The following is a 17,634-nucleotide window of genomic DNA, read 5'->3' as shown; positions in this document are numbered from 1 at the left end:
TGTATAATGTAGCGTTGTGCCAAAACAATAGTACAATAAGCAATTCAAATCTTTTAAAAATTAGTAATGATTTTATTAATAAGGCTATGTGGTATCAAGATATGCCACAATACAATTACGAGAAAAGCGTTTATTATTATGAAAAAGCAATAAATACATTAAAACAAAATGAAAGTCTTTTTTACGAAGAAATAGCTGCCATTTATTTAAAAAGAATTGATTATCTGCAAATAAATGAAACATACAATACCTTAGATTCTATTGGAAGCATCGGTTGGAAATATGTGGAGCTTGCAAAAAAAAATAAACCAAACATTCAACTGGAATTCGATTATTTGTATGCTTGGGCAGGAATTAAACTGGAAAATGGCGAAAGCAAAAAAGCGCTAAACTTAGTTTCAAAAGCAATAGCATTGTCATCAGAGTTTAAATCAGAAGATGATATTGCAAAGGCAAAAGCAGCGAAAGGATATTTTTATCTTAGATATCGAACTTATGATGGGAAGGATTTAGCATTAGCCAACCTTCGGGAAAGTTGTAAGTCATACGAAAATAAAGGAATTAAGAATAATGCGTTGATGCTTTACAAAATTTACAGAGGTTTGGTATTGTATTATTCTTATGTCAATAGCGATTCAATAGATGTATATAATAATAAAATAAAATTTGTTTTGCAATACATCAAGCAACCACAAAGTCATGCATGGTATTACAGTGCTGTTGGAAGAGATTTGAATACTTATCCGCCTAAAAATCAATCGAAAATTTCCACATTACAATATAGGCAAGCCAAAGAAAATATTTTGAAGGCATTAGAAATTTATGCTCGCTATGGCATTACTAAAAACGCTAATATCCCTTATGCTTATGGTATATTAGGAGATATCAGCAGCAATCAGGAAAAGTATGATGATGCAATTCACTTTTACAAAAAGTGTTATCAGAACTATAAAATGTTGCAAAGCAGAAAGCGGGCACTTGATATTCTTGGGTTTATTGCTGGAACCTATGAATTAAAAGGAGATTATAAAAATGCCTTATTCTATTTTAAACAATACGAAGCAGAAAGTCTAAATTATGAAACAGAAATCAATGATAGAAGCTTAAAGGAAAATGAACTTCAAATAAACCTATTGGCACAAGACAAAAAATTGTCTCAAAAACAGCAACAGCAAACTATATTTACCATTATCCTCATAATCACAATTCTATTACTGATTGCGCTCTATCGTATTTACTATATAAAACAGAGTAATAATAAAAAATTGGCTCATTTAAATGACGATTTAGAAACTAAAAACCATTTGTTGGATGTAAAAAATGCAGAAAACGAATTACTTCTTAGAGAAATTCATCATCGTGTAAAAAATAATCTGGAAGTAGTTTCGAGTTTGCTGGCGTTACAGTCATCCCAAATTGACGATCCAAATACCAAAGACGCCATGTCAGAAAGTCAAAATCGTGTAAACTCTATTGGCATTGTGCATCAAAAACTATATCAAGGCACTAATCTTGGAGCCGTAGAGATGAAGGACTACTTTTTAAATTTGAGCGAAAGCATTCTCGATAGCTTTGGTGTAGAGCAACGCATCGACTTGCAACTGGCTATGGAAAATCTCGATTTAGATATTGATACCGCAGTTCCGCTAGGCTTAATAGTAAATGAATTGTTGACCAATTGCATCAAATATGCTTTCCCAAATTCAGAAAAAGGAACTATCACTATCAAACTTCATAAACAGGACAACGATATTCTCCGACTGGAAATTGCCGATAATGGTGTTGGAAAATCGGGAGTTACCCACGGAACCGGCTTTGGCGGACAACTCGTTTCGCTTCTTACACAACAACTCAACGGAACCATGACCGAAGAAAACCAAAACGGAACCAAACTTATTTTCGATTTTAAAATGAAAGCTGCATAACTTTAGTATCAAGACTAAAGTATTAATTCTTCCTCCGATAAATAAAACCCATTCTTCGGACAGTTTTTAAACTGTTTCGTCCTAACCTACTTTTTACCGTAGATGATTATCAGTTATTTAGTGTTAGAATTAAAAGTGATTCTATTAACATAAAAACCAATAATTATGAAAAACAATTTCCAACTTAAGATTAAGTCCCTATTTCTTCTGTCATTGCTTATCCCATTTTTAGGTATAAGCCAAAGCAAAAATGTGATTTCTACCAATCGCATATTTCCAAAAGTTGACAAGGTGCTTGAATTTGAAAAAGCCCTGGCAAATCATGCTCAAAAATACCACACTGGCGATGTTAGATGGCGTGTTTTTGAAATCGCTTCTGGTCCAGATGCCGGCGGTTATCATGTCGTTGAAGGTCCAAAAACATGGGAATCAGAAGACGCTCGTGGCGATATCAATGAAGCCCACAACAACGATTGGAACAAAAGTGTAACCATTTATTTAACTGATAGAGGTTCAAGTGGTTATTCTGTGTATATCGATTCATTAAGCACTGTAGCTGTTGGCGATTACTCCGATAAAGTTCAAATTAATCACATCTATCCAAAACCAGGTTGTGGTGCCAAAGTGCTAACAATGCTTAAAAATCTGAAAAAAGTATGGGCTGCAGACGGAATGTCTGTTGCAGTTTACGAGGTTAATGCTTCAGGAGCTCCGCAATTTGCAATTGCCAGAAGATTTAAACAAGGGTTAAAAGAAAAAACAGAAGGTTTCAGAAAACCATTTAAAGAAACTTATGAAAAAGTGCACGGCAAAGGATCTTTTGATCTTTACATTGATAATATTAGTGAATATACTAACGACAGTTGGAGTGAATTAATTTTTTACCGTGCTGATTTGAGCTCTAAATAATACTAATTAGTGTTGCTAAAAACCCGCAGGATTTCAAGCGTCTTGTGGGTTTTTTTTAAAACCAAATTAAAATGAAAAATCAATTAACTTTTTTAAAATCATGTTGGTGTTATTTTCATTTCATAAACTTCGCTTCATAAAAAAAATATTGAAAATCAGTAGATTATTCCTATTTTTGAAATAGCTGTTGCAAAATCTATCCTTTACCTACAAAATGATTTTGCTTTTATTCCTCCTCAAATCGTTGTTTATTAAAACCATTTATGAAAATGGGTGGTAAATAATTCATAAATCAAAAAAATGAAAACAATTGTATTACTCATTGTATTTCCATTTTTCGGAATACTTCAAGCGCAGGAAGGAAGTTCTTTTTCCTTTAATCATTTAGCCTTATCCGTTAAAAACCTAGACGAATCAGCTGCTTTTTACAAAGAAGTTTTAGGATTGCAGGAAATCACTAATAAAGCCAAAATAGAAGGTATTCGTTGGTTTTCTTTTGGCGAAGGAAAAGAATTGCATCTGATTTCAATTCTGAAAGAACCGGTTACGATTAATAAAGCAGTTCATTTTGCATTGAATACTTCCAATTTTGATGCCTTTGTTAAAAGATTAGAAGAGAAACATATTTCCTATTCAGATTGGCCCGGAACACCAAATAAAATAAATATTCGAGCAGACGGAATTAAGCAAATTTTCTTTCAAGATCCGAATGGCTATTGGATTGAAGTTAATAGCGTTGCAAAATGATAGAGACAATTACAAAACAAAGAATACAATCCATCGACCTTTTAAAAGGTTTGGTCATGGTCATTATGGCGCTCGATCATGTTAGGGATTATTTTCATTATTCTGCTTTCTTTTTTGATCCTACTGATCCTGAACAGACGTCATGGCCTATCTTTTTCACCCGTTTTATAACGCATTTTTGTGCGCCGGCTTTTAGCTTTTTGGCGGGAACTTCAGCCTTTATGATCGGTAAAAGAAAATCACCTGCAGAATTATCAGGTTTCTTATTCAAACGCGGACTATGGCTGGTTTTTGTCGAAATCATCATTATTTCTTTTGCCTGGAAATTTGATATTCAATTCCGACATGTCGGTTTGCAAACTATCTGGCAATTGGGCGTAAGCATGATTGTTTTAGCTGGGTTGATTCATCTTCCAAAAAAACTGATTCTGGCGTTTAGCCTTGTGATAATTTTTGGGCACAATCTCTTGGACAACATTCATTTTGAAGGCAATGTTTTATGGTCCCTGCTTCACGAAGTACAACTTTTTGAATGGACTGAGGGATATTATTTACGTACAGCCTATCCTTTAATCCCTTGGATTGCCGTAATGTCATTGGGATATTGCTTTGGCTCGCTTTACGACAGCAGTTTTGATGCAGCAAAAAGGAAAAAAATATTGAATGGTTTAGGCATTGGCAGTTTGGTACTTTTCGTTATTCTTATTGCTTTGAATACTTATGGTGATCCGGTAAAATGGACTAATTATGGCAATACTTCCAAAACATTGATGTCTATTTTTAACGTCAGTAAATATCCACCATCATTATTGTATTTGCTGATAACTCTAGGTTGCAGTCTTCTCTTTTTGGCTAATGCCGAAAAACTAAAAGGCAAAGTAGTCGACTTCTTTTGCGTCTTCGGTAGAGTTCCTTTTTTCTATTATATTCTACACATTTATCTGATACACGTTATGGCAGCTTTCGCAGCGTATTTTACAGGATTTGGCTGGAATGCATTGGTGTTGCCAAAATTTATTATCAAAGTAGAATCATTGAAAGGCTATGGTTTTAATCTGATTACGGTTTATCTCGTTTGGATATTAGTAATCCTTTTACTTTATCCTTTATGTAAAAAATTTGATGCTTACAAACAATCCCACAAAGAAAAATGGTGGTTGAGTTATTTATAAAAAGATAAAATGAAACAGCTAACACTATTAATTATTTTACTCGCTACTTCAACTTTAGTAAAGGCACAAAAACTTCTTTCTAAAGACCAATTAGAAGTGCAGAAAATAGTTGTGGAATTTTTTGAAGCCTTGTCTAATAGGGATTCCATTGCCTTAAAGAAAGTAAGTGCAGCAGATTTGGTATTATACGAATATGGAGAGGTTTGGAATTGCGATACCTTGATTCGAAAAGCGATAAAATTAAATACGGCAATTGATTTCAAGCGGATTAATAACTTTGATTTTATCAGCACGACAGTCAATAAAAATACCGCCTGGACATCTTATAATCTCCATTCGGAAATAATAAGAAATGGTCAAAAAATTTCTATCCACTGGTTGGAAACAATCATTGCAGTAAGAAACGAAAAAAGATGGGAAATCAAAGTATTACATTCCACACTTATAAAAAAGACACCATAACAAAATAATATATTATATGATTCGTTAAAATAGCACTAACCAAAACCAACCAATTTATGACAACAGAAACAGAAATTACGCCATTGCAAAACGACTACAGAATTCAATCCCTGGATGTAATGCGAGGCATCGTATTATTTGGCATTTTACTGATGAATATTAATGGTTTTGGTCTCGCCAGAGCCTATGATGACCCAACCGTTTCAGGCGGTTATGAAGGATGGGATTTAATCACCTGGATTACTACCAATCTGTTTTTTGAAGGTACAATGAGGGGTTTGTTTTCGCTCTTGTTTGGCGTGGGAATGTTTGTCCTTTTAGACCGCCTTGAAAAAAGTGGCGCGGGAATCGAAGCTGCCAATATCTATTTCAGAAGATTGAGCTGGATGCTGGTTTTCGGATTAGTGCATGGTTATTTGTTGCTTTGGGTTGGTGAAATTTTATACAACTATGCTTTGATGGGATTTTTGCTGTATTCGTTTAGAAATTTGGCTCCCAAAAAATTAATTAGTATTGCGGCTGTATTATTCTCTTTAGGAGTATTATGGACTTACTCCGACTATACTAACAATGTTAAATTAATAAGTCAGGTCGAAGAAATTAAAGTCTACAAAGCTCAAGGAAAAGAGTTAACTAAAGAGCTTATTGAAGCTGACGAGAAATGGAAAAAAAGAGAATCAGAAAGATCAGCAGAAGGCGTTCAAGAGTATAACGACAACATGCACAAAGGATACTTTGATGTGGTAGCTTTTTTAGTACCAGTTAACAATGAATTCAATATGCATGATACGTTTCGATATGATTTATGGGATGTCTTGAGCATGATGTTATTGGGTATTGCTTTCTTTAAATTGAAAATACTAACGGCTGAAAAATCGTATCGCTTTTATTTGACCATGGTGTTAATTGGATACGGCATTGGTTTAAGCGTGAATTATTACGAAATCAAAACGATTTTGGATAGTGATTTTTCCTTCTTGGGCTTTTCAAAATCGTATCTCACTTATGATTTGGGAAGAGTTACTGTTTCAATGGGACACATCGGAATGATAATGATACTTTGCAAATCACCTATCTTAATGTGGTTAAAAATCCGATTGGCTGCTGTGGGTAAAATGGCGTTGACCAATTACATAATGCATTCCATCATCTGCATGATTGTTTTTACCGGAGTTGGTTTTGGATTATTCGGTAAATTGCAACGTCACGAATTGTTATATGTGGTATTTTCTATTTGGATTTTCCAATTGATTCTTAGCCCGATTTGGCTAAAATATTTTTACTTCGGACCATTAGAATGGGGTTGGCGATATTTGAGTTATCTGAAAAAATATCCATTTAAAAAGCAATAAACCTCATGGGAAATGAAAAAAAGAATCACTTAAAAAAAGCTCTCGGTGTTGGTTTTGGCATTGCCATTTTAGTCGGAAGTTCAATCGGCGTCGGCATTCTCAGAACACCTGGAACCATAGCCGGAGTGCTCGATAATTATTGGCTTATTATTGCCTGTTGGCTTGTTGGCGGCCTGTATGTGTTAATCGGTGTCGGAACCTATGCCGAGTTATCCACTATGCTGCCCAAAGCCGGTGGTTCTTATAACTATATAAAAAGAGCTTTCGGGAATTACGCCGGCTTCTTAACCGGTTGGTATGATTATATCAATAATTCCTTAGCACCGGCGCTATTTTGTATTGTGACTAGTGAATTTTTGGTGGTCTTGTTTCCAATTTTGAAAAGTCAGATAACCATTATCGCTCTCGGGCTTTTAATCGCTTTTACCTTGCTTCATGCCAGCGGCGTCAAAAGCGGTAGCATCATGCAGCAACTAACAAGTATCATCAAAGTCTTATTTTTTGTCGGATTTATAATAGCTTGCTTTATGTATTCGGGTGTGAAATTTAATCCCATAGAAAATCAGTCCTCCATTCTTGAAATGAGTGTGATTATTGGTTTTTTCAAATCGCTTCAAATGGTTTTGGGGACATATGAAGGCTGGAGTTCGGGTTGCTTTTTTGCTGAAGAAGATGAAAATCCAAGTGAAAACATTCCCAAATCATTGTATACCGGAGCTATAGTTGTTATACTGATTTATGTCATTATGAATATGGCATTTCTGTATGTTTTACCGGTTTCCGCATTAGCCAATTCCACATTCGTAGCCTCAGATGTAGCCAATGTGGTTTTTGGAGAAAACGGAGGAGTTATCATAACCGTAATCGCTGTATTCTCCATCTTGGGAATACTTAACGCCTACATGATGATTCCTGCTCGGATTTTATTTGGATTGAGTCGGGATGGTTTTTTTATCCAAAAGGGAACAACGGTCAATAAAGGCGGAACACCAATAGTAACGCTTCTGATTTCTTCCTCAATCGCTTTTGTCCTGATTTGTATCGGCTCATTTGAAATACTATTTTCTTTGGGTGCGTTTATGGCGGTTATTGTTTGGGGATTTGCTTATGCTGCCTTAATTAAACTCCGAATTTTGGAACCCAATTTACCAAGGCCACACAAATCTTGGGGTTATCCTTTGACTTCAATAATCATGATCCTGTTTTCAATAGCTTTATTTATAGGATTTGCCTACAGTGACCGTAAAAGTTTGATTGCTATCAGTATTATCACATTGCTTTCGTATCCTGTTTTTTTATTGCTAAACCGAACTAATAAAAAGAATAATTATGACAACAACTAGCACGCCTATTAAAACGCATGAACGTGAACTCTTTATGGATGCTTTGCGTGGTTTTGCCATCTTGGGAATATTCATTGCCAACCTGAATTTTCTAAGTCATTATGACGGTTCAGATAACCCTACTAGTCCTTGGTTACTGAAAGGTTCGGATGATGTGATGAGCTTTTTCCATCATTTGTTTATCGAAGGGAAATTCTATTCTATCTTTAGTTTGCTGTTTGGTTGGGGAATTGCTTTGCAAATCAAACGCGGTTTGGACAAAGGGGTTGATGCCTTGCCAACAGTCAAAAGAAGGCTTTTGTTTATGTTGTTACTTGGCGCAATGCATTTGCTTATTTGGATTGGTGACATCGTTTTTTTCTATGCCTTGTTGGGTTTCCTATTATTGCCGTTTCGCAAATTTTCAAATAAAACATTACTCATCACTGCAGTCATCCTTATTCTTTCACCAATAGTTTTGTATTGGTTAAAAATGACTTTCCCTGTGCTAAATTATCCGGCCGAATTAATGAATCAAACCGGAGATCAATTGGGAGAAAAACTCACTGGAATCAATAGTAAGGCGACTTATGACAATTTTATCCAGAATGCAAGTTGGTTTGACCATCTTAAAAACAACATCAGCGGTTTCTTTTATCGATATGGCTATTTATTTTTTGTGAGCAGAATTCCAAAAGTACTTGGCATGTTCCTAATTGGTTATGTCATTGGCCGCTCTGATTTTTACAAGAATTTGGCACAAAACAAAAAAATCGTGTATTGGACTATTGGTCTTGGTTTATTGATTGGATTGCCTGCTAACTTTGGATTAGCTTATTATATGTCAAACTTTGAGGATGATTATTTTGGTTTAAAAATAAACGGTTGGTACGAAACCATTGTCTATGCTATCGGAGTTGCGCCTTTAGCACTAGCCTATGTTGGTTTGTTGATGTTGAGTTTTCAAACCAAAATTGGTCACAAAATATTGCTCTTAATTTCGCCAGTTGGCAAAATGGCTTTTAGCAATTATTTGATGCATTCACTCATTGGCAATTTTGTTTTCCTCGGAGCAGGATTGGGTTATATGGGTCAGGTTGGTCCGGTATATTTGACTCTTTTTGGTATATTAGTATTTGTTTTCCAAATTATTTTCAGCACAATTTGGTTAAGCTATTTCCAATACGGACCAGTTGAATGGGTTTGGCGTTCGCTAACGTATAACAAAAGACAAGCCTTCCGAGTGAATTCAAATCAATAAATCAAGATAAATGAGATTAGGAGTTTTAGCTTTATGCAGATTCATACTTTAGAAAACATCAATTTAGAAGTTTTAGTCGAAACTTTTAATAGCGCTTTTGCAGAATATTTTGTGCCAATTAAATTGGATGTTAAGCTTTTGACTGACAAAATCAAATCCGAAAATATTTTATTGAAATATTCTGTTGGTGTTACAATGAATAATCAATTAGCCGGATTTATTTTAATTGGAGTTGATTCAGCGTCAAGCCTTGCTTATAATGCCGGAACAGGAACAATTCCAGAATTTCGCGGACAACAACTTACTGAGAAAATGTATGCTTATTTGATTCCTCAATTGGATAAAATTGGAATTCAGAATCATACATTGGAAGTGATTTGTGAAAACAAAAAAACATTGAAAATTTATGAAGCTTTGGGTTATTCCATTTCGCGCACGTTAATTTGCTACAAAGGAAAAATTTCAGCGTCAAAGAAATCTGATTACAGAATTAAAGCAATCGATTTGCCAAATGAAACTGATGTGAAACAATTCCTGAATCAAAAACCGGCGTATCAAAATTCATTATTCTGCATAAAAAATAATCCTGAAATGCATTCAGCTTTTGGAGCATTTAATAACGAAAGATTGATTGGCTATATTGTTTTTGATAAAAATACGTTAAGAATAAAACAATTTGGTGTTGACCAAAATTTCAGAAACAAAGCAATCGGACATCAATTGTTTTATGAAGTGCAAATACAAATTCCTGAAGCAGTAATTGTAATTATAAATGTTGATGAGAGTGATTCTGAAACCAATAATTTTCTACAAAACATTGGACTGAATAAATTCATTGCGCAATATGAAATGTACTTAAATGCATAGTAATCCTTATCAAAAGATGGGATTTTTTTAATTGAAATTATATAAATTCATTCCGGAATTCTAAAACACTCTTAATTTCAATTTCAATTATATTTACTGATGTTTATAATGAACTTTTGAAAACCAAATTATTATTAACAACGTAGCTAATTTTAATAACCATTTAAAACATCAAAACTATGAAATCAACAATGAATTTTCTTTGCTGTCTTTTAACAACATTAATCCTAGCAACTTTCACAAGCTGTAGCAGTGATAGTGATTCATCAGGTTCGTCAAAACCGAATATTGAATTTTACGGACTTAATACTGCGGGAAATGCCCTTGTAAAATACAATGCCAACAATTCGGGCAATGCTATTAGTACTACCGCCATAACTGGCTTACAACCAAGTGAAATCTTACTCGGTATTGATTTCCGACCGGCTACCGGAGAATTATACGGACTAGGCAGCACCAGCAGGCTTTATACCATCAGTACCTTCAACGGTATGGCAACCCCGGTAAGCTTAACAGCCTTTCCTATTGTATTGACCAGTGCTTCCCTTGCCGGTTTTGATTTTAATCCAACTGTTGACCGTATACGTGTAGTTACGTCCACAGGAATAAACTTCAGGCTGAATCCTGACACAGGAGTTTTAGTTGCAACTGATACTAATCTAAATCCGGGAAGCCCTAGCATAGCAGCAGCAGCATACAATAATAATACAGCACTGGCAACTGCTACTTCATTATATGTCATTGACAGCTCAACAGGTACCCTTTATTTACAAAATCCTCCTAATAATGGAGTACTTGTTTCTGTTGGAAGCCTTGGAATTACAGGTACTATTACTGGAAACGGTGGTTTTGACATTGATGCCGAAGATGGTACTGCTATTGCAAGTTTAACTGTTGATGGAATGAACCATCTATATCAGGTTGATTTAACAACCGGGGCAGCAACAGACCTGGGAATGCTGGAAACTTCAATAAGCGGTTTAGCAATTCCGACAGCTCCCTCAGCTTTTGCAGTAGATGCTTCAAACAACCTAATACTGTTTAATCCTAACACTCCGGGAACTTCCAAAATTGTTGCAATAACAGGTCTTCAGGTTTCTGAGACCATAGTGGGACTTGATATACGACCGGCAACCGGCCAGCTTTATGGTTTGGGTAGCACAGGAAGGGTTTATATATTGGGAACAGCTGGGACTGCCACTATGGTTGGTACCGGACCTGCTCAAGCACTTAGCGGAACTGAATTCGGATTTGATTTTAATCCACTGGTTGATCGTATCCGTGTGGTAAGCAATACTGGTCAAAATTTCCGTATTAATCCGAATGATGGTACCTTAATCGGAACAGGTGATATCGCCTTAAGCCCGGGAACACCAAATATATCTGCTGTAGCCTATTCTAACAATTATGTAGGTACAACGACAACTGTACTTTTCTATATTGATGCCGCTACCGATACGTTATATTCATCAAGTAACCCTAATGGCGGAATCTTAAGTTCCGTAGGAACGTTGGGAGTTGATGTTACAGCCGGCAGTGGTTTTGACATTGGCGGAGCAACAGATACCGCTTATGCATTGCTAACTGTAGGTGGAAACAACGGAATTTATACCATAAATAAAACTAGTGGGTCAGCAACCTTGTTGGTAGCTTTCCCTGCAGGAAATATTAAAGCTTTTGCAGTAGGCTTAGGTAACTAAACTCAAAAGCCAAAAACAAAAAACCCAATCTTTTGATTGGGTTTTTTGTTTATTTCTAATTAAAAACTTCTTCGTTCTCGCCATCAAAACTGGCAAACACCATGCTTGGATGCGAATCCTGATGAAAGATGTTTCCTTTGCTGTCGATGGCTATTGCTCCGGCAAAACCATCAAAAGGAAGTAATTCATTAAATGTTTTTTCAAAAGCTTTTTCTAGCGTAAAACCATCTGTAACTCGGGTTACAATTTTAGCTGCCACTGCTCCACTCACGATATCTTCACCAACGCCGGTTAAACTTACACCACAAAATTCGTTGGCATAATTTCCGGCCACTGTTGCCGAATCCGATATTCTTCCCGGAATTTCAAAACCTTTTCCACCAGTTGAAGTGGCTACAGCAATTTTTCCTTCTTTATCTAAAGCTACACAGCCGACTGTTCCAATTCTGGTTGCTGCAAGTTTGGCCTCGTATTCTGAACGTCTTTGTGGAATTTCAGTAGAAAATTGTTTGAATCCATGCTCTCTGGCAAAGTTGGTTGCTCCACTTCCACCCAGAACTTTATCATCATAATTCAATAAGACTTCAGCTACCTGTACCGGGTTTTTTACTTCTTCAATATTGATAACGCCACTCATTTTCATCGTAGAACCATCCATCAAAGATGCGCTCATTCTGATTTTTCCATCAGCCTGAATTTGCGAACCAATGCCCGCATTAAATAATTCATCATCTTCCAAAAGTGATGTGGCATAAACCACAGTTTCCAAAGCAGAATGTGTTTTCAAATAGTCATAGGAATCTTTAACAATACGAAGCAAAGCCTGTTGTTTGGCAACCTTTGTTTCGTGATTGGTCGATGATTCAGAGAAAAATCCGCCGTGAATTATAACTTTCATTTTTCTTAAACGTATTGTGACGATTTAATAGTCATTTTGAAAGTAGTCAAATCAAAAGTGTCATTGATGCTCATCACGTGAGTAACCAAATGATTGATCGATATCGGTTGCCCCAATTCCACTTGCGTTAAATTGGTGTCTTTTATTTCCCTTCCGTCAACTATGATTACTAATCCGGAACCAATAGCTTCCATTTTTGTATTATGTGTAATCAGCAAGCCTGTGTCTTCTCCAAGTCCGATTCCAAGTACTTTTGGATTCCCAACAACTGCCTGAAATAATCTTCCAATTCGGCCACGTTGTACAAAATGTGTATCGATAATTACACCATCAATCAAACCCAAACCACTGGTAATTTTCACTTCGCCTTTCAGCAAAGCTTCAGAACTACTTCCCTGATAAATCATATTATTAGAAGCCGCAGCTGCTCCGGCAGAAGTTCCTGCATAGACAAAATCTTCGTTGTGGTATTTGTCCAATAAAATGTCGTGGAATGCTGTTCCGCCAAGAATAGATGTCAGTCGCAACTGATCACCGCCCGTAAACATCACTACATCAGCAGCTTTCAAACGATCTAAAATTTCAGGTTCAGAAGCTTGTTCGCGACGTACTATATCTAAAACATCAACGTTGTCTGCACCTAAATAGTGTAATGCTTTTACGTATTCCGGACCAATTTCTTTTGGAATTTTTGAAGCGGTAGTAATAACTTCAATTCGAGAGTTACCTTTATGTTTTGATTCGTCAATGATTCTTTTTAAAATACCTGCCTCAAAGAAGTTTAAATTCTTTGCTGCATTTTTATCCAAATCCGTCTCAGTGAAACTGCCTTTGTCAACAGCACCGCCAATAATTATAAGTTTTCCTTGTATATTCATGTGGGTAAAAATAGCAAAATCTTACTACTTACAAACCTTTTTTTTACTTTTTTGAAACCATTTATTAACTTACTTATCAATAAAATGAATTTCTTAAATTATCCTATATTTGCCCAATGGAAATCAATCAGACACGCATCAATAAATTTCTTTCCGAATCGGGATTTTGCTCTCGCCGTGAAGCCGATAAATTATTGGAAGAAGGACGAATCACCATCAATGGAATCGTTCCCGAAATGGGGACAAAAGTTTCTATAGATGACGAAGTTCGCGTGGACGGAAAACTGGTTAGGGAAAAAAGAGAAAAACCAGTTTATCTGGCGTTTAACAAACCCGTTGGCATTGAATGTACTACAAACCAAAATGTTCGTGATAATATTGTGGATTATATCAATTATCCAAAGCGAATTTTCCCGATTGGACGTTTGGACAAAGCCAGTGAAGGTTTAATTTTTATGACCGATGACGGCGATATTGTCAACAAAATTCTTCGTGCCCGAAACAATCACGAAAAAGAATATATAGTTACGGTTAACAAACAAATCACGGATAGATTTATCCAAAAAATGAGCAACGGAGTTCCAATTTTGGACACGGTTACCCGAAAATGTAAAGTCGAACAAGTCAGTAAATTTGTTTTCAAAATCATCTTGACGCAAGGTTTAAACCGTCAGATTCGCAGAATGTGCGAGTATCTTGATTATGAAGTTACGGCATTAAAACGAACCAGAATCATCAATATTTCATTGGATGTTCATGTTGGTCGTTATCGGGAATTGACCGATGACGAAATCAAACAATTGAACAAACTGATTGAACCTTCAAGCAAAACCGAAGAAGCGAGTTTGCCAAAAAAAATCAATTTCAATGGTAATGACAACTTCAATAACAATCCAAAAAAGATAATTCCAAAAATTAAAAAAAACAATCCTAATTCCTAAATCAATAATGCTAAAAACGATGCTATACATAGCCATTGGTGGCGCAATCGGAAGCGTGCTTCGTTATTTGACAACGGTTTTAGTTTCTAAATTTTGGTCAAATCAATTTCCGTTGGCGACATTTATTACCAACGTTATTGGTTGCTTTTTAATTGGTTTATTCATTGGAATTTTGGCAAAAAACAATATGACTGACAGCCAATTAAAATGGTTTTTAGTAACTGGATTTTGTGGTGGTTATACCACTTTCTCAGCTTTTGGAATGGAGAATTTCAATCTGTTTCAAAACAACAATTCGCTAATTGCTTTTGGATACATGGCATTGAGTATTCTTCTGGGACTTTTTGCGGTTTGGTTAGGTCTTTTACTGGCCAAATAAAACTTAAAATCTCCTTAATCTGTACAAACTGTATTTCATTTTTTAGTACATTCGCCACCTATGAATAAAGAAGACATTTTAGCCATTCAAAATTTATTGGCAACACCAAAAAAAATTGCCATTATTCCACACCGAAGTCCTGATGGAGACGCTATGGGTTCGACCTTGGCTTTGTATCATTTTCTTTTGAAATTAAATCACAAACCAACCGTAATTTCTCCGAATGATTTCCCAAATTTCTTAGCTTGGTTACCAGGTTCAGAAACGGTTTTGATTTATGAAAATGACAGAGAAAATTGCGCTAAAATATTGAATGAAGCCGAACTGGTTTTTACTTTAGATTTTAATGCGTTGCACAGAACAGGCGAAATGGAACAGGTTTTAAACAAACTTTCGGCTCCAATGATTATGATTGATCATCATCAAAAGCCTGATACGTATGCAACGGTTACCTATTCTGATACTGCGATTGGCTCAACTTGTGAGATGATTTATAATCTGATTTCGTTTTTGGATAAAAAAGCTGTGCTTGATAAAACCATTGCGACATGTATTTATACCGGAATTACAACCGATTCGGGTTCGTTTCGTTTTCCGTCAACAACGAGTACAACACACCGAATTGTTGCTGAACTGATTGATTTGGGTATTGATAATAGTGAGATTCACAATCTATTGTTTGATGATAATTCAGCCAACAGATTACAACTTCTTGGAAGAGCTTTGCAAAACATAAAAGTTTTTCCTGAATATAAAACATCGTATATCACGCTTTCGCAGAAAGAACTGGATGAGTTTCATTATCAAAAAGGCGATACTGAAGGTGTTGTAAACTATGGTTTGACTATAAAAGGAATAAATTTTGCTGCGATTTTTATCGAGCATAAAGATGAAAATATTATTAAAATTTCGTTCCGTTCACAAGGCAATTTTGATGTAAATCAATTTGCAAGAGAACATTTCAATGGTGGCGGACATATCAATGCTGCCGGGGGAAAATCAAATGAAAGCATGAAAGCAACTACCAATAAATTTGAAGATTTAATTTCAAAAATAACAATCTAAGAGCATGGAAAAACTATCGAAAATACTGTTGCTTTTTGTAGTTTTTGTAACTTTCCTAAGTTGCAAACAACAGCAGCAAGCCCGAATGCCGATTTCACGTTCATCGGGAACATTTATGAAAGAATCGGCGGCAAGAAATAAAAAATTAATCGCCGGTGAAGAAGGAAAAATTGACTCTATCATTAAGAGCAATCCAAAAATACAATACCTGGCATCAAAAAAAGGATATTGGTATCATTACCAAATCAAAAATGAGAAAGATACACTTCGTCCAAAAAAAGGAGATGTGGCTCAGTTTGATTATGAAATCATGGATTTGAAAGGCAATGTCGTGTATTCAGAAGTTGAATTACGCCCACAAACGTATCATGTAGACAAACAAAATATCATGATGGGATTGCGTGACGGAATCAAATTAATGCGTAAAAATGAAAAAGTAACTTTCCTTTTTCCATCGCACATGGCTTATGGTTATCATGGAGATAACAAACTTATCAAGTCAAACGAACCTATCATTTGCACCGTTACTTTGAATGATTTTAAACCAAAAGAAAAAATAACACCTCAAGTTAATTTACCAAAAAATGAATAAAAAGATTTATCTTCTTTTAGCGATTGTTACGCTGAGTCTTACTTCCTGTAAAGACGAATATAAAGACTTAAAAGATGGTTTATATGCCGAAATTGAAACCTCAAAAGGAACTATTTTATTAGAACTTGAATACCAAAAGGCTCCAGTTATTGTAGCAAATTTTGTGACGTTAGCCGAAGGTAAAAACCAATTTGTATCCAAAGAATTTAAAGGAAAACCTTTTTATGACGGCTTAAAATTTCACCGCGTTATCTCTAAATCAAATGGCGATGAAGATGATTTTATGATTCAGACTGGTGATCCTTTAGGAAATGGTTCTGGCGATGCAGGTTACAAATGCAGAGATGAGTTTACGGATTTGCGACACGACAAGCCTGGTGTTTTATCGATGGCAAATTCGGGTCCAAATACAAACAGCAGCCAGTTTTTTATCACTTTGAAAAATACACCTTGGCTAGACGGACAACATTCTGTTTTTGGTTGTGTTGTTGGAGACGGAATGACTGTAGCCAATTCAATTGTTCAGGATGATTATATCAAAACCGTAAAAATTATCAGAAAAGGAGAAGCGGTTAAAAAATTTGATGCCGTAAAAACCTTTAATGATTATTTCAAAACGGAAGCTGAAAATCAAAAGAAACAGCTTGCCATTGATGAAGAAAACAAAAAAATCTACGACGCAAAATACAAAGTTGTAAAAGAGCATAAAGTTTTATTTTTTAACGAGTTAAAGAAATCTGCAACCAAAACGTCTTCTGGGTTTAAATTTAAAATCACTCAAAAATCGAATGGAGATAAGCCAAAAGATGGTGAAACAGTATCAATAGAATACGCCGGGTTTTTGGAAGACGGAACGCTTTTTGATACGAGCAGCCCAAATGTTGCAAAAGAATTTGGTAAGTTTGACGAACAAAGAGCGATGCAAAACGGATATTCGGCTTTACCTTATGTAATAGGTTCAAACAGAATGATTCCGGGCTTTATAGAAGGATTGAGTAAATTAAAAAAGGGTGAAAAAGCAGTTTTCTTTATTCCATTCAATCTTGGTTACGGAGAACAAGGCGCAGGAAATGTGATACCGCCTAATGCCAACTTAATTTTTGAAGTAGAATTAAAAAAGTAAATTATAATCATTAATAAACCATAAGTAATAAATTAATAAAT

The 17,634-nt window shown here is 35.5% G+C and carries 17 protein-coding genes; 15 read left to right on the top strand and 2 right to left on the bottom strand.

Annotation, left to right across the window (positions count from 1 at the left end; genetic code table 11):
• The first annotated feature begins 86 nt into the window (after positions 1 to 86).
• The 10 genes from GS03_RS07710 (at position 87) to GS03_RS07665 (ending at position 11,717) form a co-directional block, all read left to right on the top strand.
• Positions 87 to 1,925, top strand: a complete 1,839-nt coding sequence (locus GS03_RS07710) for a histidine kinase dimerization/phosphoacceptor domain -containing protein (RefSeq protein ID WP_210726609.1) — start codon at positions 87 to 89, stop codon at positions 1,923 to 1,925.
• 165 nt (positions 1,926 to 2,090) lie between these two features.
• Complete coding sequence (locus tag GS03_RS07705) at positions 2,091 to 2,834, top strand: hypothetical protein (protein ID WP_136151964.1); 744 nt, start codon at positions 2,091 to 2,093, stop codon at positions 2,832 to 2,834.
• A 300-nt stretch (positions 2,835 to 3,134) separates the two neighbouring features.
• The gene (locus GS03_RS07700; protein WP_136151963.1) at positions 3,135 to 3,581 is read left to right on the top strand and encodes a VOC family protein; all 447 of its coding nucleotides are present in this window, start codon (positions 3,135 to 3,137) and stop codon (positions 3,579 to 3,581) included.
• Positions 3,578 to 4,753 carry a DUF1624 domain-containing protein gene (locus GS03_RS07695; protein ID WP_136151962.1) on the top strand — a complete coding sequence of 392 codons (1,176 nt, stop codon included), beginning with the start codon at positions 3,578 to 3,580 and terminating at the stop codon, positions 4,751 to 4,753. The genes GS03_RS07700 and GS03_RS07695 overlap by 4 nt, the downstream gene beginning before the upstream one ends.
• 9 nt (positions 4,754 to 4,762) lie before the next feature.
• Positions 4,763 to 5,215: a nuclear transport factor 2 family protein gene (locus GS03_RS07690; protein ID WP_136151961.1), complete on the top strand. Its 453-nt coding sequence runs from the start codon at positions 4,763 to 4,765 to the stop codon at positions 5,213 to 5,215.
• Positions 5,216 to 5,271: 56 nt separating this feature from the next.
• Positions 5,272 to 6,567 (top strand): DUF418 domain-containing protein, encoded by a 1,296-nt coding sequence (locus GS03_RS07685; protein ID WP_210726608.1) that lies wholly within the window; start codon positions 5,272 to 5,274, stop codon positions 6,565 to 6,567.
• A gap of 5 nt (positions 6,568 to 6,572) precedes the next feature.
• On the top strand, positions 6,573 to 7,910 hold the full coding sequence (locus GS03_RS07680; RefSeq protein WP_136151960.1) for an APC family permease: 1,338 nt from the start codon (positions 6,573 to 6,575) through the stop codon (positions 7,908 to 7,910).
• Complete coding sequence (locus GS03_RS07675; RefSeq protein ID WP_136151959.1) at positions 7,897 to 9,150, top strand: DUF418 domain-containing protein; 1,254 nt, start codon at positions 7,897 to 7,899, stop codon at positions 9,148 to 9,150. Before GS03_RS07680 ends, GS03_RS07675 begins: the two co-directional genes overlap by 14 nt.
• Positions 9,151 to 9,183: 33 nt before the next feature.
• Positions 9,184 to 10,017: a GNAT family N-acetyltransferase gene (locus GS03_RS07670; RefSeq protein WP_136151958.1), complete on the top strand. Its 834-nt coding sequence runs from the start codon at positions 9,184 to 9,186 to the stop codon at positions 10,015 to 10,017.
• A gap of 179 nt (positions 10,018 to 10,196) precedes the next feature.
• Positions 10,197 to 11,717: a DUF4394 domain-containing protein gene (locus GS03_RS07665; protein ID WP_210726607.1), complete on the top strand. Its 1,521-nt coding sequence runs from the start codon at positions 10,197 to 10,199 to the stop codon at positions 11,715 to 11,717.
• 55 nt (positions 11,718 to 11,772) lie between these two features.
• Here the strand turns inward: GS03_RS07665 and GS03_RS07660 are convergent, their stop codons facing one another.
• Together GS03_RS07660 and GS03_RS07655 are read right to left on the bottom strand one after the other, a co-directional pair.
• Positions 11,773 to 12,615, bottom strand: coding sequence for an isoaspartyl peptidase/L-asparaginase (locus GS03_RS07660; protein WP_136151957.1), 843 nt, complete (start codon positions 12,613 to 12,615; stop codon positions 11,773 to 11,775).
• Between the two features lie 5 nt (positions 12,616 to 12,620).
• Positions 12,621 to 13,493, bottom strand: a complete 873-nt coding sequence (locus GS03_RS07655; RefSeq protein WP_136151956.1) for a cyanophycinase — start codon at positions 13,491 to 13,493, stop codon at positions 12,621 to 12,623.
• Between the two features lie 116 nt (positions 13,494 to 13,609).
• Between GS03_RS07655 and rluF the strand changes: the two genes are divergently transcribed.
• From rluF to GS03_RS07630, 5 genes are read left to right on the top strand one after another with little or no spacing between them, the layout of a single operon-like run.
• Entirely contained in the window at positions 13,610 to 14,434 is an 825-nt protein-coding gene (rluF, locus tag GS03_RS07650; RefSeq protein WP_136151955.1) for a 23S rRNA pseudouridine(2604) synthase RluF, read from the top strand.
• 19 nt (positions 14,435 to 14,453) lie between these two features.
• Complete coding sequence (crcB, locus tag GS03_RS07645; RefSeq protein WP_246034030.1) at positions 14,454 to 14,813, top strand: fluoride efflux transporter CrcB; 360 nt, start codon at positions 14,454 to 14,456, stop codon at positions 14,811 to 14,813.
• A gap of 60 nt (positions 14,814 to 14,873) precedes the next feature.
• Entirely contained in the window at positions 14,874 to 15,878 is a 1,005-nt protein-coding gene (locus GS03_RS07640; RefSeq protein WP_136151953.1) for a DHH family phosphoesterase, read from the top strand.
• 4 nt (positions 15,879 to 15,882) lie between these two features.
• Positions 15,883 to 16,470, top strand: coding sequence for a gliding motility-associated peptidyl-prolyl isomerase GldI (gene gldI / locus GS03_RS07635; RefSeq protein ID WP_136151952.1), 588 nt, complete (start codon positions 15,883 to 15,885; stop codon positions 16,468 to 16,470).
• Positions 16,463 to 17,593, top strand: a complete 1,131-nt coding sequence (locus GS03_RS07630; RefSeq protein WP_136151951.1) for a peptidylprolyl isomerase — start codon at positions 16,463 to 16,465, stop codon at positions 17,591 to 17,593. Before gldI ends, GS03_RS07630 begins: the two co-directional genes overlap by 8 nt.
• The last annotated feature ends 41 nt before the right edge of the window (positions 17,594 to 17,634 follow it).

The sequence above is a fragment of the Flavobacterium sangjuense genome (assembly GCF_004797125.1).
In the GTDB taxonomy this organism is placed as follows: Bacteria; Bacteroidota; Bacteroidia; order Flavobacteriales; family Flavobacteriaceae; genus Flavobacterium; species Flavobacterium sangjuense.
Note: the sequence above shows the minus strand (reverse complement) of the source record. Positions and strands in the feature narration are given on the sequence as shown.

Coding starts and splice junctions, on each gene's coding strand:
- GS03_RS07665 (WP_210726607.1), top strand. CDS start 10,197: ATGAAATCAACAATGAATTTTCTTTGCTGTCTTTTAACAACATTAATC.
- GS03_RS07705 (WP_136151964.1), top strand. CDS start 2,091: ATGAAAAACAATTTCCAACTTAAGATTAAGTCCCTATTTCTTCTGTCA.
- GS03_RS07670 (WP_136151958.1), top strand. CDS start 9,184: ATGCAGATTCATACTTTAGAAAACATCAATTTAGAAGTTTTAGTCGAA.
- crcB (WP_246034030.1), top strand. CDS start 14,454: ATGCTATACATAGCCATTGGTGGCGCAATCGGAAGCGTGCTTCGTTAT.
- GS03_RS07700 (WP_136151963.1), top strand. CDS start 3,135: ATGAAAACAATTGTATTACTCATTGTATTTCCATTTTTCGGAATACTT.
- GS03_RS07660 (WP_136151957.1), bottom strand. CDS start 12,615: ATGAAAGTTATAATTCACGGCGGATTTTTCTCTGAATCATCGACCAAT.
- GS03_RS07710 (WP_210726609.1), top strand. CDS start 87: ATGTGGTATCAAGATATGCCACAATACAATTACGAGAAAAGCGTTTAT.
- GS03_RS07630 (WP_136151951.1), top strand. CDS start 16,463: ATGAATAAAAAGATTTATCTTCTTTTAGCGATTGTTACGCTGAGTCTT.
- GS03_RS07655 (WP_136151956.1), bottom strand. CDS start 13,493: ATGAATATACAAGGAAAACTTATAATTATTGGCGGTGCTGTTGACAAA.
- GS03_RS07695 (WP_136151962.1), top strand. CDS start 3,578: ATGATAGAGACAATTACAAAACAAAGAATACAATCCATCGACCTTTTA.
- GS03_RS07675 (WP_136151959.1), top strand. CDS start 7,897: ATGACAACAACTAGCACGCCTATTAAAACGCATGAACGTGAACTCTTT.
- GS03_RS07685 (WP_210726608.1), top strand. CDS start 5,272: ATGACAACAGAAACAGAAATTACGCCATTGCAAAACGACTACAGAATT.
- gldI (WP_136151952.1), top strand. CDS start 15,883: ATGGAAAAACTATCGAAAATACTGTTGCTTTTTGTAGTTTTTGTAACT.
- rluF (WP_136151955.1), top strand. CDS start 13,610: ATGGAAATCAATCAGACACGCATCAATAAATTTCTTTCCGAATCGGGA.
- GS03_RS07690 (WP_136151961.1), top strand. CDS start 4,763: ATGAAACAGCTAACACTATTAATTATTTTACTCGCTACTTCAACTTTA.
- GS03_RS07680 (WP_136151960.1), top strand. CDS start 6,573: ATGGGAAATGAAAAAAAGAATCACTTAAAAAAAGCTCTCGGTGTTGGT.
- GS03_RS07640 (WP_136151953.1), top strand. CDS start 14,874: ATGAATAAAGAAGACATTTTAGCCATTCAAAATTTATTGGCAACACCA.